The organism is Olsenella profusa F0195, from assembly GCF_000468755.1.
Lineage (GTDB): Bacteria > Actinomycetota > Coriobacteriia > Coriobacteriales > Atopobiaceae > Olsenella_F > Olsenella_F profusa.
Window position 1 is genome coordinate 50,255 of record NZ_AWEZ01000043.1, and the last position, 15,865, is coordinate 66,119.

The following is a 15,865-nucleotide window of genomic DNA, read 5'->3' on the forward strand; positions in this document are numbered from 1 at the left end:
GCCCTGCCCGTGCCGGCCATGCTAGAGGGTATCCCAGGACATGGCGCCCCTCAGACCGGATGCCCAGGCGGAGGCGGCCATCTCGCGCTTGCCGTCGGGCTTCACGCGCGTGAGCTCCAACGCACCGTCCACGCAGCCCAGGTACACATGCCCCCCGCGCACGAGCACACGGCCCTCGGCAACGGACGCGTCCGCGACACGCGCATCGAGTGCGCGCAGTCCCCTGCCGCCAACCGAAAGACGCGCCGGGGCCTCGTCAAGCGATGCCTGGACGCGCCGACGATTCTCCCATGCGCGTGCCGCGGGATCCAGGTGCATCTCCACCTTCTCGATCTTGGGCGCATAGGTAACCCGCAGGGGATCCTGCTCCACCCACACGGCGGTGCCTGCCGCGATCTCGCCGAGTGCGCCCGCCAGCTCATGGGCTCCCAGCCGCGCCAGTTCGTCCATGAGCTGGGGGCACGTCTGATCCGTGAGCGCAACGGACGCCTGACGGCAATACGCGCCGGCGTCCAACTCGTGGACGATGCGCATGATGGAGACGCCCACCCGCTCATCCCCCGCCAGCACGGCACGCAGGATGGGCGCGGCGCCACGCCAGCGCGGCAGGAGTGACCCGTGCACATTCACACAGCCCAGGGGGGCCATGTCGAGCAGCTCGTCCGGCAGGATGCAACCGAAGGCCGCAACGGCAAGGGCATCGGGCTGGGCGGCGCGGATCCGGGCGAGCAGCTCTGACGTGATGCGCTTGGTCTCCACCACGGGAAGGCCAAGTTCGAGCGCCGCCGCCTTGACGGGGGAGGCCACGAGCTTCCTACCGCGTCCTCGCACGGCATCCGGCCTGGTCAGCACCAGGGTGACCTCGTTGGTGCACGCGAGCTCGCGCAGGGATGGCACGGCGAAGTCGGGAGTTCCCATGAAGACGATGCGCATGACGTTCCCCCCTATTCTGTCGACGTCTCGCCTGGAAGCGCGCCTGCAGCGACCGCCTCCTGATAGTCACGCAGGGCGGCGATGCGCTTGGCGGGAGACAGATGGTCGACCATCGTGATGCCATGCAGGTGGTCGATCTCATGCTGCAGGCACACGGCAAGGAGGTTGTCCTGGGCCTCATAGCGCATGAGGTCGCCATCGAGGTTGCGCGCCTCCACCACCACGTGGCTGGGACGGCTCACCTCCACACTGATGCCGGGGAACGACAGACAGCCCTCACTCGTGGTGCGTTCGGGACCATCCGCCACGACCACCTTGGGATTGACGAGCACATAGGGGTTCTTGGAACCCTCGCCATCAGCATGGTCCACGTCGATGACCACCAGCTGCACCAGTGCACCCACCTGCGGTGCGGCAAGGCCGCAGCCGTCGGAGGCATACATGTCCTTGAGCATGCGCTTAGCCAGGGCCTTCACACTGCCATCCACCCTCTCGATGGGAGCGCACTCGGTCATGAGCCGATCATCCGGCGCACAGACGATATCCTTCATTCCAGACATGGAAAGTTCCTTTCAGGCGAGATGGGCACGCCGTCACGCCATGGCTTGGACAACCTTTCCCATACTACCCAACAAGGGCGGGATCCTTCCACCGCATCGCAAGACGACGATTCATGGAAGGGCATGCCAGGCTGCACGTGCGGAGGGCTTCGACACCCTGCGGCAGGCCAATGCGGAATGAGATCCCGTGCGCTGACGTGCCGCACAACGCCATGTTTGCGGTGGGGTGACACAATCCTTGTCATTTGCCCGCCGGACATGCGAAACCTCATGCAACGGAGTGTCCGCCCGTGGCAGAATGCCTCGGTGTGCGAGTCTTCATTCCAGATGCGCCACCCAGACCGTCACGTGGGCTGCGCTCATCGCCCACGCAGCGCTACATCGTGTCGTAGGCATCCACGTCGATCGCCATGCTCACGCCCCGCGGCACCCTGAGGGTGCGCACGCACGCCATGAGCAGCTCACCGGGGCCGCTGCCAAGCGGCGACTTCACCATGAGGTGACGTCGCACGCGATCCTTCACGCGTCCCTTGAGACAGTCGGTGGGGCCCAGCACCTCCCAACCAGGCTCCTCGCCGATGCGCGCGCGCACGGCCCGTGCCAGCTCGTCACCCACCTGTCGCACTGCCTGGACATCGATGCCCCAGAAGGTCACATTGGAGAGCCGGGAGAACGGCGGGTAGCCACCCTCCTGGCGATCCGCCAGCTCGGAGGCGAGGAACACGGAACGGTCATGGAGCAGCACGGCCTGGATGGCCGGATGCGAGGCCCAGTAGGTCTGAATGACGACCTCACCAGACACGTCTCCGCGTCCGGCACGGCCTGCGACCTGCTCCAGCAGGTCATAGGTGCGCTCTGCCGCACGAAAGTCGGGAAGCTTGAGCGTGGTATCGGCATTCACGATGCCCACGAGCGTGACCTCGGGAAAGTCGAGTCCCTTGGCAATCATCTGCGTGCCCACGAGCACTGCGCACCGAGCGGCGTCAAACTGCTCGAGCAGGCGCTGGTGGGCACCCTTGCCTTTGGTGGTATCCGCATCCATGCGGATGACCTCGACGTCCTCACCCAGCAGCATCCTCAGCTCGTCCTCCACACGCTGCGTGCCTACGCCAAAGGCGCCCAGGTAGCGGCTCCCACAGTTGGGACAGCGCGTGGACGGGTCGGGGTAGGCCCTCACGGGCCAGTTGCGTCCACAGCTGTGGCATACCAACATGTGGCCGCGCTCGTGGTAGGTGAGGGCACACGAGCAGTGGGGACACTCGGGCACCGCACCACACTCGCGGCACATGAGGAAGTTCGCAAAGCCACGCCGGTTGAGCAGAAGCACTGCCTTACGGTGTTCGTCCCTGACTCTCAACAGGGCATCGACGAGAGGCGCAGAGAAGATCGAGCGGCTCCCTTGGGCAAACTGTCGCGTCATGTCCACGACACGCACCGTGGGAAGGGCTGCGCGTCCCGGACGCTCCGACATGGAGACCCGCGTCCAGCGCACGCCGAGCGCACGCCCTTCCTCACAGCGGGCAAGGCTCTCCAGCGAGGGAGTCGCAGAGCCCAGCACGAGCGCACAGCCGCGCTCCCGCGCAAGCCGGCAGGCCACCTCGCGCGCATGGTAACGCGGCGCGGAGTCCTGCTTGTAGGAGGCCTCGTGCTCCTCGTCGATCACGATGAGCCCCACCCGCGAGAACGGCGCGAACAGCGCCGAACGCGCTCCCACCACCACATGCACCTCGCCACGGCGCACGAGATCCCACTGGTCGAAGCGTTCACCGACGGAAAGGCGCGAGTGCAGGATGGCCACGTCACCGCCAAAGCGCGAGCGGAAGCGTCCCACCGTCTGTGCCGTGAGGGAGATCTCCGGCACGAGCACGATGGCGTTCGTGCCTGCAGCGCGCGCATGCTCGATGGCACCGAGGTAGACCTCGGTCTTGCCCGACCCCGTCACGCCATCCACGAGCACCACGTCACCGGAGGCGGCCCCACGCGCCTCATCAATGGCGGCGAGCGCCTCCCGTTGGCCCACGGTGAGCTCCTGGGGTCGCGCGGCCTGGGCGGACGAGAGCGAGGTGCCCGCGCCCCCGCGCACGCGTCGGCGCGACTCTACCGCCACCACGCCGTGCCCTTCCAGCGCTGAGACGGCGGCCCCGGCCCCAGGCATGGTAGCCGAGAGCTCCGCCATGCGAATGGGACCGTGCGTCAGCACCTCGAGCACCTGGCGCTGGCGACTCGCATTCTTGCGGGGCTCGAAGCCCTCCGCCGCGGGCACGCGAAAGACCCAATGCTCGTCCACGGGACCGGAACGCTCGCACACGAGCGTCCAGCCCCCCTCGTCCGCACGCTCCACACGCATCGTCTGTCCTGGCGCAAGGAAGGGCCTCACGGCCTCGGGCAGCGTACAGGCATACTCGCGGGCCATCCAGCGGATGACGTGGGCGGCGCCCTCGTCAAAGGCAGGCTCCGCCAGCACGCGCTCGATGGGGAGCAATCGGGAGACGTCGACCCCCGGCTCGGGCACAGGGCCCACGTCCAGCACGTAGCCCACCACATCACGATGGCCAAACGACACGAGCACGGTGACGCCCACCGTCACCTCGCCCGAGAGCTCGGGCGGGATGACGTAGTCATAGGTGCCGTCGAGGGCGCGCGTGGGAACGTCGGGGACGACCGCAGCGAAGCGCGCGGGCGCATCCGGCGTACGGCCAGCCTCCGTCATGCCAGCAGGTCCCAGAGCGTGATGCGCGTGCCGGGCGCCTCCACGTCGACGCCGTATGCAGTTGGGTAGTAGCGCGTGGAGAACGTGAGCTCGCCATCGTTCACGAAGACCTCCACCGAGGAGACGTCACCGACGATGCGAACGTTGCGCAGCTCGTCCAGACGCTCGAAGCGCACCTTGCGGCCCGCGCCCACGGATTCCATCGACTCGTCGAGGAAGCGCATCTCGAAGATCCCGCTGCCCCAGCTGAGCATGAGCTCCCGTCCCACATGGGCGCGCATGACATCGATCCTGCCGGTGAGGCCCTCGACGGTGAGGTCGAACTCCTTGCATCCGTCAACATCGAGCTCTTCCTTTGCGCTGCGCTCGTTGGTGCGCAGGGCGTCCAGCTCGCTGACCGGCCTCTGCAGGACGCGTCCATCGAAGGCCGTCACCTCGCGCGCGATGGTGAAGCAGTGCTGCCAGCCATCCCGCAGGGTGAGGTTGGTGTACTCCTTGGTGTCGGGCATGCCCATCCAGCCGATGAGGATCCTGCGGCCGTCGGAGGCTTGGAAGGTCTGGGGCGCATAGAAGTCAAATCCCGCGTCCCACAGGGCGAAGGGCGACAGGTAGTTCTCGCCCAGAAGGTCGCCGCGCATCACGAAGTAGCCGCTCTGATATACGTTGCGATGCTCCCAGTCGCTGCCCCTGAGCCCCTGTGGCGAGATGCTCAGCACCTTGACATGCTCGCTTGCGGTGAGGTCGCCATCATCGGCAAGCTCGAAGTAGTCGGGGCACTCCCACATGTAGCCAAAGGGATACTCCGTGCTCACGCGGTTGGCAAGGCTCCAGTGCCTGAGGTCGTCGGAGCGAAACACCAGCACCTCGCCCTTGTCGTCCGTGCGTCGAGCCCCTTGGACCATGAGGTACGTTCCATCCTGGCGCCATACCTTGGGATCGCGCACGTGCTCGGTGTCATCCGCGGGATAGTCCGCGTTGGTCATGATGAGGCGCTTGGGCCCAAAGGTACGACCGTCGCGACTCGTCACATAGATGGTGTTGGCCTCACGCCCGCTGGTCACGTAGTCGTAGTGATCCTCGTCCTCGCGCTTTACGTTGCCCGTATAGAAGATGTGCATCAGGTCGTTCTCGACATAGGCGCAGCCCGAGTACACACCGGAGACGTCAAAGGGCTGGTCAGGGTAGATGGCCGTGCCCTCATAGGACCAGCGCACGAGGTCCTTGCTCGTGCTGTGGCCCCACATCTTGACGCCACCCTCGGGATTGAAGGGCGAGTACTGGAAGTAGGCATGGTAGGTGTCTCCCATCTGGCAGAGGCCATTGGGGTCATTGAGCCAGCCCACAGGCGGAACCAGGTGGAAGGATTGGGCATAGTGCCCCGGCGTGGCAAGGCGCTCCATGGCCTGCCGAAGCGCATTCAAGTCTGAGCTCAGTGGATTTCCCATGATGCCCTCCCCCTTCGCCACCGCCCACCCCGCTGGGCAGGATGGGCGGCAGACGGCACATCGCTCTCACGTCCTATGATGATAGTAGTGCATGCTGGGGCGGACGCGGATGCCACATCCCGCTATGAGGACAGCAGGCTTGCGCCTGAGCCCTTGTCAAACAGGTGCAGCGCGTTGGGGGCAAACGTGAAGCCGATCGCGTCACCTGGGTCATAGCTCCTACCACCCAGGTCAACCGAGGGAACGATGAGCACGAACTGACCATCGTCCGTGCTCACGTGCACATGGACGGTAGAGCCCATGAGTTCCGTCACCTCAACGGTGCCGCTCATGGCATCGGGCACGCCGACGTCAGCGAGCAGGAGCTGCTCGGGGCGCACGCCCGCCACCACGCTCGTCGCATCGGAGACGTCCTGCATCTGGGCGAGCTTGGCGCTCGTCTCCGCAGAGAGCGCGATGGAAAGGGAGCCCGTCTCCAGGTGGTACTCCTTGCCTGTGCGCATGAGGCGGGCGTCGAAGAAGTTCATCTGTGGGACGCCGATGAAGCCGGCCACGAAGAGGTTGGCAGGATGGTCGAAGACCTCCTGCGGGGTGCCCACCTGCTGCACCACGCCATCCTTCATGACCACGATGCGATCGCCGAGGGTCATGGCTTCGGTCTGGTCGTGCGTGACGTACATGAACGTCGTGTCGATGCGCTGGCGCAGTTTGATGATCTCGGCACGCATCTGGTTGCGCAGCTTGGCATCCAGGTTCGAGAGGGGCTCGTCCATGAGGAGCACCTTGGGGTTGCGCACGATGGCGCGGCCGATGGCCACGCGCTGGCGCTGACCACCCGAAAGCGCCTTGGGCTTACGGTCGAGATACTCGGTGATGCCCAGGATCTGTGCCGCCTCGCGCACCTTCCCGTCAGCCTCGTCAGCGGGCGTCTTGCGCAGCTTGAGGGGAAAGGCCAGGTTATCGTAGACCGTCATGTGCGGATAGAGCGCATAGCTTTGGAAGACCATGGCGATGTCGCGATCCTTGGGAGCCACATCGTTCATGCGCTTGCCGTCGATGCACAGGTCGCCCCCCGAGATCTCCTCGAGACCGGCAACCATGCGCAGCGTCGTCGACTTGCCACATCCCGATGGTCCCACGAGCACCACAAACTCACGATCGGCCACATCGAGGTTGAAGTCGTCCACCGCAACGACGCCCTCGTCGGTCACCTTCAGGTTGCTCTTGCGCTCGGCCTCCCCCTTTCTATGGCGACGCTGTCTCTCGGTCGTGGGATAGACCTTCCTGATATGCTTCAGGTTTACCTCTGCCATGAGCTTCCTTCCTTTCGTCCGTACAGTCGGACCATCTTGGCCATGCGCATGGCCAGCTGGTCCGTGAGTTGCCCCTCCGTGAGGCGCCATTGCCAGTTTCCACCCACGTACCCCGGCGTGTTCATGCGTGACGCGCTGCCGAGTCCCAGGTAGTCCTGTATCTGTGCCATGAAGAGATCCGCGACGCTCGCCATGCCGCCACGTATGACGCCCCAGTTGAAGCCCTCATCACTATTGAGGCCCAGGTAGTCTATGGCCGTCTGGACATCGGCTGGGGCCGCCTCATCGCGCCATCCCATGATGGGCGCGTTATCGTGCGTGCCGGTGTAGCACACGCAATGCCGGTCATAGAGGTGCGGAAGGTAGCTCGTGGCCTCGCGGGAATCAAAGGCCAGCTCAAGCACCTTCATGCCGGGTAGTCCCGAGTCCTCGAGCAGGCGCGCGACCTCGGGGGTCACATAGCCCAGGTCCTCGGCGATGAATGACAGCTGCGGGAAGCTGCCGAGCAGCGCCCCCACGAGCTCCATGCCGGGACCCTTGACCCATCTGCCATGCTTGGCCGTCCGCTCGCCGGCAGGGACAGACCAGTAGCTCTCGAATCCGCGGAAGTGGTCGAGGCGCACCATGTCATAGAGCGAGGCTATGCCACCCATCCTGCGCACCCACCAGCCGAAGCCATCGGAGCGCATGGCATCGTAGTCGTAGAGCGGGTTACCCCACAGCTGCCCATCCGCATTGAAGTAGTCGGGGGGCACTCCCGCCACCCGCGTCGGCAGGTTGTCCTCGTCCAGCTGAAACCACTGGGGGCCCGCCCAGGCGTCCGCCGAGTCGAGCGCCACATAGATGGGCATGTCACCGATGATGCGCACCCCCCGCCCATGGGCATGGGCACGCAGGGCGTCCCACTGTTTGAAGAACAGGTACTGCAGGTAGGTATGGCACCGTATGTCGTCCGCCAGCTCCACGCGATAGCGCGTGAGCGCCTCGGAGGTGCGCAGGCGCGCCCCCTCGTCGGGCCACTGCGTCCAGGCGGTCATGCCGAAGTGCTGCTTGAGTGCCATGAAGAGCGCGTAGTCATCAAGCCAGGAGGCGTGCTCCTGGGCAAAGGCGGCCACCTCGGTCTGGTCGCGCCTCCATCCGCGCCGATAGGCCCTGCGCAGAAGCGGGAGGCGCTCCCGAAAGAGCACGCCATAGTCCACGCGCTCGGGGTCGCTCCCCCACCCGATGGCCGTGACCTCCTCCTTATCGAGCAGGCCCTCCTCGATGAGCTGGTCAAGGTCGATGAGGTAGGGGTTGCCCGCAAAGCTGGAGGGGCTCTGGTAGGGCGAGTCGCCATAGCTGGTGGGGCCAACCGGCAGCACCTGCCACCACGACTGTCCCGCCTGCGCGAGAAAGTTCACGAACGAGCGGGCCGCCGCACCGATCGTGCCGATGCCGTACGGCGATGGCAGCGACGAGATGGCCGCAATGACACCACACGAGCGTCCCATGGCCTATCCCTTCACGGCGCCGGCCGCGACGCCCTTGATGATGTACTTCTGGGCACACAGGTAGAAGACGATGACCGGGACGATTGCCAGAAGGACGAGGGCCATCGTGGCGCCGAGGTCGACCGTGCCATAGCTGCCCTTGAGATACTGGATGTGGATGGGGATGGTCCGGTACGTATTGATGTCGAGCACCAGGTAGGGCAGGAGATAGTCGTTCCACACCCACATGATCTCCAGGATGCCCACGGAGATGAGCGTTGGCCTGAGTATGGGCAGCACCACGGAGAAGAACGTGCGCAGAGGCCCACACCCATCGATGGCGGCCGCCTCCTCGATCTCGATGGGGATGGTCTTCATGGCGCCGACGAACATGAAGATGGCCAGGCCCGCACCAAAGCCGAGGTAGACGATGGGAATGGTGTAGGGGGTGTTGAGCTTCAGGGTGTCCGCGGTCTTGGAGAGCGTGAACATGACCATCTGGAACGGCACGACCATCGAGAAGATGCACAGGTAGTAGATGACCTTGCAGAACTTGGAGTTGACGCGCGCGACGTACCAGGCGGCCATCGAGCAGAAGAGCAGGATGAGGAAGGTGGACACGATGGTGATGAGCGCGCTGTAGAAGATGCACATCAGGAAGGGATAGTTGCCAAAGGTCATGCCATTGACAAAGTTGGAGAGGCCCGCGAAGCTCTCCTCCGTGGGCAGTGCAAAGGTGTCGGTCTTGACGTAGGTGTTGAGCTTGAACGAGTTGATGATGACGGAGACGACGGGCAGCACCCAGATGACGCATACGACGGCAAGGATCACCGACAGGATGGTCTGCGTGCGCCGTTCGCCCCCCACGGCCGTCGAGGACGTGGTAGCCATTACTGCTGCACCTCCCTCTTGCGGGTGTAGGCGAGCTGCGCCAGGCCCATGGCAGCCACCAGGACGAAGAAGGCGACGGCCTTCGCCTGGGCCACGCCACGGGTCGTCGCGCCCGAGGTGTAGAACGTGTTGTAGATGTTGAGGGCCAGCATCTCGGTCGACCTGAAGGGCTGGCCACCCGTGAGCGCGAGGTTCTGGTCAAAGAGCTTGAAGCCGTTGGTGAGCGACAGGAAGGTGCAGATGGTGATCGAAGGCATCACGTTGGGAATGATGACCTTGAAGAGCGTCTGCATCTTGGTGGCGCCATCGATCTTGGCGGCCTCGATCATGTTCTCGGGCACCGCCTGGAGCCCGGCGATGTAGATGATCATCATGTAGCCGATCTGCTGCCAGCACATGAGGATGATGAGTCCCCAGAAGCCATAGGTCGTGTCCAGCAGGATCGACGTGCCATAGGCCTGCAGGATGCCATCGAAGATCATCGACCAGATGTAGCCCAGCACGATGCCACCGATGAGGTTGGGCATGAAGAAGACCGTGCGGAAAAGGTTGGACCCCTTGATGTTCTGGGTGAGGGTGTAGGCCACCGCGAAGGCGATCACGTTGATGACCACGAGGCTGATGATGGCCGTCGCGGCCGTGTACCAGAACGAGTACTGGAAGCTGGAGTCCGCAAAGGCCGCGACGTAGTTGGAGAGGCCCACGAACGTCGCATGGCTCGTGGTCTTGAAGTTGCAGAACGAGAGGTAGATTCCCTGGATGAAGGGCCAGACGAATCCGATGACGAAGGCGATGGTCACGGGCCCCATGAAGAGCCAGCTCCAGCGCTTGGTCGCACGCATCTGGGAAGTACCTCGCTGTGGTTTGATGTTCATGGCATCGCTTCCCCTTGAGAGAGGGAGGCTGGGATGCCGCCGGCACCCAACCTCCCATCGAATCGCTCACGACACAGGACGGTCACGGGAGCCGGGGGCTAGCCGTGGGCCTTCTTGTACTGCTCGGCCCAGCCATCGACGAACGCGGTCCTGACGCCCTCCCACGTGGAGTCGGAGGGGCTGTCGTTGTATGCGTTGAGGGCGGAGACCAGGTTCGAGCGGAACTCGTCCACATTGGGCGTGTAGCTGAAGTTCCAGGTCATGATGTAGTTGCCCCTGTCCTCGTACGTCTGCTCCTGGGCATAGAAGGGGTCGGCGGACTCGGGGGCGTCCTTGTAGGGCAGGACGCCAAGCTGATCGACCAGGGTCTGTGCGGCCTCGGAGTCGGAGACGAGCCAGCACATGAAGTCCATCGTAGCCTTCTTGTCCTCGTCGGACGCATTGTCACTGATGGCCCAGCAGTTCTCGGTGCCGCAGTTGAGCGCCGCCTTCTCCTCGCCTTCGACGCCACCGTAGTACGGGATGCAGACGGCGTTGGGGACCTTGTCCTTGATGTCGGCATAGCCGAAGGTTCCCGTGAAGAAGAACGCGGCCTTGCCGTCGGTGAACTGGGTCAGCGGGTCGTGGCCGCCCGTCGCGAGCGAGCTGGGCTCGACGGTGCTGTTGTTGATGGCAAGGTCGTAGAGGTTCTTGTAGTTGGGAAGATAGGTTCCCTTGATGGTGGACGGAGCCTCCTTCCAGCCACCGTCATCCCGCGCCTCGTAGAACAGGGCGAGGTTCGTGAGGTGGCCGGTGACGCGCCAGCTCGAGGAGGAGTCCATGTCGGTGGCGACGAAGGCGTCGAAGCCGTTGGCCGCGGCCTTCTTGTGCATGTCCTCGACGACCGCCTTCAGGGACGCGAAGTCCTTGATCTCGTCCACCGAGTGTCCGGCCTTCTTGACGAGGTCGGGATTGACGACGATGCCGAAGCACTCGTAGCAGTACGGGATGGAGACGAGCTTGCCGGAATCGTCGCTGAGGTTGTAGTCCTCGGTGGACAGCAGCTTGGCGATGTCGGTGTCCTTGAGGTCCATCGCGTAGTCGCCCCACTCCCTGACGCCGACGGTGTTGCCGATGACGAAGAGCGTCGGAGCGTCGGACTTGTCCATCTCGGAGGTGAGCGTCTGCTCGTAGGTGCCCGAGGCCGCCGTGGTGATCTTCACCTTGACGTTGGGGTACTTGTCCATGTACTTCTTCGCCAGGTCCTGGATTGCCCCGTCCATCTCGGGCTTGAAGTTGAGCCAGTACACGTTGCCCGAACGATTGGAGTCGTCAGAGGACGAGCCGCCACCGCCCCCATTGCCGCACGCCGCCAGGCCCGCCGCGGCCACCAAGCCGGCACCGCCCAGAAACGTCCTCCTCGTTACCCGCCCTGCGCTGATGTCCATGTCCTTCTCCTTCCACGGTTCCTTATGTCTTTCTGCTCGCATACACACGCCATCAGGGCGTGGATGTGCCAGGGGGGCGCACGAGGGTGCCCCCCGTGCGAAGGTCGGTGGGCAGGCGCACGTGCCGCGCCTGGCCACGTCCCTCGATCTGGTCGATGAGGATCTGTGCCGCGCGCTCGCCCATCGTCTGGGTGGGCTGCACGAGCGTGGTGAGCGTCGGGACGCTGTAGAGCGAGACCTCGAGGCCATCGATGGCCACGAGCGACACGTCTTCGGGAACGCGGCGCCCAGCCTCGGCCAGGGCCTTCATCGAGGCCAGGGCCATGGCGTCGGATATGGCAAAGATGGCCGTCACATCGCGGCGACGGCCCACAAGGCCGGCCGTCGCCTCGTAGGCGGAGGCCATGGAGAAGCTCCCCGTCTCGAGCACGAGTCCCTCGTCCAGTGGGACCTTGGCCTTCCCCAAGGCGCTCCTGAAGCCCTTGTAGCGCAGCTCGCTGATGGACTGGTCGTCCGTGGCCGGCGTCAGCAGGGCTATCGTACGATGACCCGTATCCAGCAGCAGCTGCGTGGCGCGCTCGGCCTCCGCCACGTCATCGATGGATACGGACGAGTAGGTGCCGCGGTCGAGGCTCCCGAAACAGTTGGTGAAGGTGCAGCAGGCAAAGGGCACGCCGATGACGGCCCCCGTCGACGCGTCGTAGTCGAAGTGGCCGCCCAGCAGGATGACGCCCTTGAGACGCTTTGACTTGACGAGCGCGGCTGCCTGCCCCACCTCGTCGGCGTCGTCGGACAGCTGGCACATGACCATGGTATAGCCGGCGAGCTCGCACACCTCCTCGATGGCACGAACGATAGGCACGTAGAAGGGGTTGTCGGCACCGCGGACGACGACGCCGATGGAATCCCCCTGAGGGTGCACGAGATCCTGGGCGGCCTTGTTGGGCACGTAGCTGAGTTCGTTGATGGCAACATGCACCCTCCTGCGCACCCGCTCGCTCACGTCGGGGTGATCGTTGATGACACGTGACACCGTGCTCACGGACACGCCGCACTGCTGCGCGACATCCCTGATGGTCACCATGCCTGTCACCCCTTTCGCCTCGACGCCATGCGTGGGGCCGTATGCGGACACGCACATAGGGCACATCCCTATCATAGGGCATGGAGCCGCATGGCGCGACGACGCGGCCAACACGGGCCATCCCCCAACGTCTCCTGGAAACGTTACTGGTAACGTTTCCAGTCCGTAGTTCGCATTTTACGGAGTTCACTTCGGTGTCACGCCAGGATGAGCGCTCGCTCCGTCGAGCGTCACGATTTCGCCGTCAGACGGTAGTGACGGGAGCGGATGACGCGCTCGTGAGGGCCATCTGGGGCAAGGCCGGAGTAAGCTTGTTGGCACCTACGTTCCTAACCCCCACGAAACGGACGCCCATGGCCTGTGACACCGACCCCATCCTCCAGAGGCAGGTCATCTATTCCCTCTTCGTGCGCAACCACACGACCGAGGGCACCTTTGCGGCCGTCATCGACGACCTTCCCCGCATCCGCGCGCTGGGGTGCGACTTCATCTGGCTGCTGCCCATCCATCCCATCGGCAGGCGGGCGCGCAAGGGCTCCCTCGGCAGTCCCTATGCCATCAGGGACTATCGCGCCATCAACCCGGAACATGGCACGCTTGGGGACTTCGAGGCGCTCGTGGGCGCCATCCATGCCCAGGGGATGAAGGTCATGATCGACGTGGTCTACAACCACACCTCGCCCGACTCCGTGCTCTTCGCCGCGCATCCGGAGTGGTTCTATCATCGTGCGAACGGCAGGCCGGCAAACCGCGTGGGGGACTGGTCGGACGTCATCGATCTCGACTATGCCCATGAGGATCTCTGGGACTACCAGATCGAGACCCTCTGCCAGTGGGCGCGGCTGGTGGATGGCTTCCGCTGCGACGTTGCCTCCTTCGTGCCCATGGCGTTCTGGGAGCGCGCCCGCAGGGCCGTGGAGCGCGTGCATCCGGGACTCGTGTGGCTGGCAGAGACGGTGCACCGCTCGTTTGGCTCGGCCTGTCGCAGGGCAGGCAGGTACTGCGCCACGGATGGCGAGGCCTTCGGGGCCTTCGACATGGAGTATGCCTATGACGTGCAGGAGGCCTTCGAGCGCCACCTTGCGGGGGCGATACCCCTGAGCTGCTACCTCGACCTGTTGGACTTCCAGGAGAACGCCTACCCACGTACCTATGACAAGCTGCGCTTCCTGGAGAACCATGATGTGGAGCGCATCGCGGCGCGGGTTCCTGACCCACGCGCGCTCCGCAACCTCACGACCCTGCTCTACCTGACCAAGGGAACGACCCTCGTCTATGCCGGACAGGAACGTGCCCTCTCGCATCTGCCCAGCCTCTTCGACCGAGACCCCGTGGACTGGACGGCTGGCAGCGATCTGTCAGGCCTCATGCGTGCCCTCGCGGACATCAAGCATGGATACCTGGGCGCACAGGACCAGGTGTGCTATCGCGCGGATGACGCGCATGACATGGCGATCGTGGATCATCGCAGCGAGGACGGGCGGCTCGTGGGCATCTGCTCGCTCAAGGGGGAGGCGGCCAAGGTCGAGGTGGACATGCCCGACGGACGCTACCGCAACCTCATCGACGGCGGCATCGTCACCGTTGCCGACGGCTCGCTCGCCTGCACGGGCGACCCCCTGGTTCTCCATGCACCCTGAGGAAGGCGCAACGACCCACGTCCCGTCCCACGGGATGCCGTTCATGCCGTGGGTGCATGGCGGAACCCGCGCGCCAAGCACCCCGCATGCCACGAGCCATGCTACGAGAGCGCGGCCACCGCAGCCTTGAGCTCGTCCGTTCGGTTGACGGCCTCCCAGGTGAAGTCGGGATCGGTGCGGCCGAAGTGGCCATAGGCAGCCGTCTTCCCATAGATGGGGCGGCACAGCCTGAGGTCGCGGATGATGGCGCCGGGACGCAGGTCGAAGACCTCGCTCACGGCTCTGTCGAGCACGGAGTCATCGACCGTCGCGGTGCCGAGGCTGTCCACCATGATGGAGAGCGGCTGGCTGATGCCGATGGCATAGGCGAGCTCCACCTCGCACTTGCGGGCAAGGCCTGCGGCGACGATGTTCTTGGCAACCCAACGGGCCGCATAGGCGGCGGAGCGGTCGACCTTGGTGGGATCCTTGCCCGAGAAGGCACCGCCGCCGTGACGGCCCATGCCACCGTAGGTGTCGACGACGATCTTGCGGCCGGTGAGACCGGTGTCACCCATGGGACCGCCGACGACGAAGCGCCCGGTGGGGTTCACGTAGATGGCGGCGTCCTCCCAGGCGATGCCGACCCCATCCAAGATGGGCCGGATGACATGCGCGATGATGTCCTCGCGGATCTGGCCCAGCTCCACATCGGCGGCATGCTGCGTGGAGACCACGATGGCCATGACCTCCTTGGGACGGTCGTGCTCGTAGCGCACCGTCACCTGGGTCTTGCCGTCGGGGCGCAGGTAGGAGAGCGAGCCGTTCTTGCGCACCTCGGCCAGGCGCTGGGCCAGGCGCTGCGCGAGGTAGATGGGCATGGGCATGAGCACGTCGGTCTCGTCGGTGGCATAGCCGAACATCATCCCCTGATCCCCGGCACCGATCCTGTCGATGGCGTCCTCGTCGTCCGCACGCGCGAACGTGCCATCCACGCCCTGCGCGATGTCGGGAGACTGCTCGTGGATCATGTTGATGACGCCGCAGGTGTCGCAGTCGAAGCCGTACTTGGCGCGGTCGTAGCCAATGCGGCGCAGCGTCTCGCGGACGACCTGCTGCACGTCCACGTAGGCCTGGGTACGCACCTCGCCCATCACGGCGATGGTGCCCGTGGTCGTGAAGGTCTCCACGGCGCAGCGCACGTCATCGAGGCGAGCGGGAATGCCCGTGGGGGAGACGTACCCCCTCTTCTCCAGCCGCGCCTCCTTCTCGAGGATGGCATCGAGCACGGCATCCGATATCTGGTCGCAGATCTTGTCGGGATGGCCCTCGGTAACGGATTCCGAGGTAAAGAGGTAGTTCTGGTGTGCCATGAACGTTCCCTTCCGGCGCGACGCGCCTCTTGGGGGCAGAGCCCCACCTATATGAGGGGATACCGTGTCACTGGCACCGCTCCCCCGTCTTCCAGCGCACGCCCGTGCGCTGCCGAGATGTGGCACCATGCGGATGCTGGTTGCCGGAGCGTCAACGGGCTCGGTC

General features: G+C 64.8%; 12 protein-coding genes. 1 reads left to right on the plus strand and 11 read right to left on the minus strand.

Annotated features, from left to right (window positions below):
* Positions 1–21: 21 nt before the first annotated feature.
* From fmt to HMPREF1316_RS04835, 10 genes are all read right to left on the minus strand, one after another.
* Positions 22–933: a methionyl-tRNA formyltransferase gene (gene fmt, locus HMPREF1316_RS04790; protein ID WP_021725823.1), complete on the minus strand. Its 912-nt coding sequence runs from the start codon at positions 931–933 to the stop codon at positions 22–24.
* Between the two features lie 11 nt (positions 934–944).
* On the minus strand, positions 945–1,493 hold the full coding sequence (gene def / locus HMPREF1316_RS04795) for a peptide deformylase (protein WP_021725923.1): 549 nt from the start codon (positions 1,491–1,493) through the stop codon (positions 945–947).
* A 376-nt stretch (positions 1,494–1,869) separates the two neighbouring features.
* On the minus strand, positions 1,870–4,203 hold the full coding sequence (gene priA, locus HMPREF1316_RS04800; protein WP_021725925.1) for a replication restart helicase PriA: 2,334 nt from the start codon (positions 4,201–4,203) through the stop codon (positions 1,870–1,872).
* Positions 4,200–5,648: a glycoside hydrolase family 32 protein gene (locus tag HMPREF1316_RS04805; RefSeq protein ID WP_021725853.1), complete on the minus strand. Its 1,449-nt coding sequence runs from the start codon at positions 5,646–5,648 to the stop codon at positions 4,200–4,202. Before HMPREF1316_RS04805 ends, priA begins: the two co-directional genes overlap by 4 nt.
* Before the next feature lie 122 nt (positions 5,649–5,770).
* Positions 5,771–6,961 (minus strand): ABC transporter ATP-binding protein, encoded by a 1,191-nt coding sequence (locus HMPREF1316_RS04810; protein ID WP_021725800.1) that lies wholly within the window; start codon positions 6,959–6,961, stop codon positions 5,771–5,773.
* A complete protein-coding gene (gene malQ, locus HMPREF1316_RS04815) occupies positions 6,949–8,451 on the minus strand; it encodes a 4-alpha-glucanotransferase (RefSeq protein WP_021725789.1) in 1,503 nt (500 codons plus the stop codon). The genes HMPREF1316_RS04810 and malQ overlap by 13 nt, the downstream gene beginning before the upstream one ends.
* A gap of 3 nt (positions 8,452–8,454) precedes the next feature.
* Complete coding sequence (locus tag HMPREF1316_RS04820; RefSeq protein ID WP_021725769.1) at positions 8,455–9,321, minus strand: carbohydrate ABC transporter permease; 867 nt, start codon at positions 9,319–9,321, stop codon at positions 8,455–8,457.
* Positions 9,321–10,196: a carbohydrate ABC transporter permease gene (locus HMPREF1316_RS04825; RefSeq protein WP_021725890.1), complete on the minus strand. Its 876-nt coding sequence runs from the start codon at positions 10,194–10,196 to the stop codon at positions 9,321–9,323. The genes HMPREF1316_RS04820 and HMPREF1316_RS04825 overlap by 1 nt, the downstream gene beginning before the upstream one ends.
* Before the next feature lie 98 nt (positions 10,197–10,294).
* Positions 10,295–11,623, minus strand: coding sequence for an ABC transporter substrate-binding protein (locus tag HMPREF1316_RS04830; RefSeq protein WP_021725921.1), 1,329 nt, complete (start codon positions 11,621–11,623; stop codon positions 10,295–10,297).
* Between the two features lie 52 nt (positions 11,624–11,675).
* Positions 11,676–12,707 carry a LacI family DNA-binding transcriptional regulator gene (locus tag HMPREF1316_RS04835; RefSeq protein ID WP_021725887.1) on the minus strand — a complete coding sequence of 344 codons (1,032 nt, stop codon included), beginning with the start codon at positions 12,705–12,707 and terminating at the stop codon, positions 11,676–11,678.
* A gap of 353 nt (positions 12,708–13,060) precedes the next feature.
* Here HMPREF1316_RS04835 and HMPREF1316_RS04840 point away from each other — a divergent pair, with 353 nt between their 5' ends.
* Complete coding sequence (locus HMPREF1316_RS04840; RefSeq protein WP_021725841.1) at positions 13,061–14,347, plus strand: alpha-amylase family glycosyl hydrolase; 1,287 nt, start codon at positions 13,061–13,063, stop codon at positions 14,345–14,347.
* 101 nt (positions 14,348–14,448) lie between these two features.
* Here HMPREF1316_RS04840 and metK read toward each other — a convergent pair whose 3' ends face one another.
* Positions 14,449–15,699 carry a methionine adenosyltransferase gene (metK, locus tag HMPREF1316_RS04845; RefSeq protein ID WP_021725927.1) on the minus strand — a complete coding sequence of 417 codons (1,251 nt, stop codon included), beginning with the start codon at positions 15,697–15,699 and terminating at the stop codon, positions 14,449–14,451.
* Positions 15,700–15,865: the final 166 nt, after the last annotated feature.

Excerpts from the sequence above, each read along its gene's own strand:
- fmt (WP_021725823.1), bottom strand. The coding sequence starts at position 933 with ATGCGCATCGTCTTCATGGGAACTCCCGACTTCGCCGTGCCATCCCTG.
- def (WP_021725923.1), bottom strand. The coding sequence starts at position 1,493 with ATGTCTGGAATGAAGGATATCGTCTGTGCGCCGGATGATCGGCTCATG.
- priA (WP_021725925.1), bottom strand. The coding sequence starts at position 4,203 with ATGACGGAGGCTGGCCGTACGCCGGATGCGCCCGCGCGCTTCGCTGCG.
- HMPREF1316_RS04805 (WP_021725853.1), bottom strand. The coding sequence starts at position 5,648 with ATGGGAAATCCACTGAGCTCAGACTTGAATGCGCTTCGGCAGGCCATG.
- HMPREF1316_RS04810 (WP_021725800.1), bottom strand. The coding sequence starts at position 6,961 with ATGGCAGAGGTAAACCTGAAGCATATCAGGAAGGTCTATCCCACGACC.
- malQ (WP_021725789.1), bottom strand. The coding sequence starts at position 8,451 with ATGGGACGCTCGTGTGGTGTCATTGCGGCCATCTCGTCGCTGCCATCG.
- HMPREF1316_RS04820 (WP_021725769.1), bottom strand. The coding sequence starts at position 9,321 with ATGGCTACCACGTCCTCGACGGCCGTGGGGGGCGAACGGCGCACGCAG.
- HMPREF1316_RS04825 (WP_021725890.1), bottom strand. The coding sequence starts at position 10,196 with ATGAACATCAAACCACAGCGAGGTACTTCCCAGATGCGTGCGACCAAG.
- HMPREF1316_RS04830 (WP_021725921.1), bottom strand. The coding sequence starts at position 11,623 with ATGGACATCAGCGCAGGGCGGGTAACGAGGAGGACGTTTCTGGGCGGT.
- HMPREF1316_RS04835 (WP_021725887.1), bottom strand. The coding sequence starts at position 12,707 with ATGGTGACCATCAGGGATGTCGCGCAGCAGTGCGGCGTGTCCGTGAGC.
- HMPREF1316_RS04840 (WP_021725841.1), top strand. The coding sequence starts at position 13,061 with ATGGCCTGTGACACCGACCCCATCCTCCAGAGGCAGGTCATCTATTCC.
- metK (WP_021725927.1), bottom strand. The coding sequence starts at position 15,699 with ATGGCACACCAGAACTACCTCTTTACCTCGGAATCCGTTACCGAGGGC.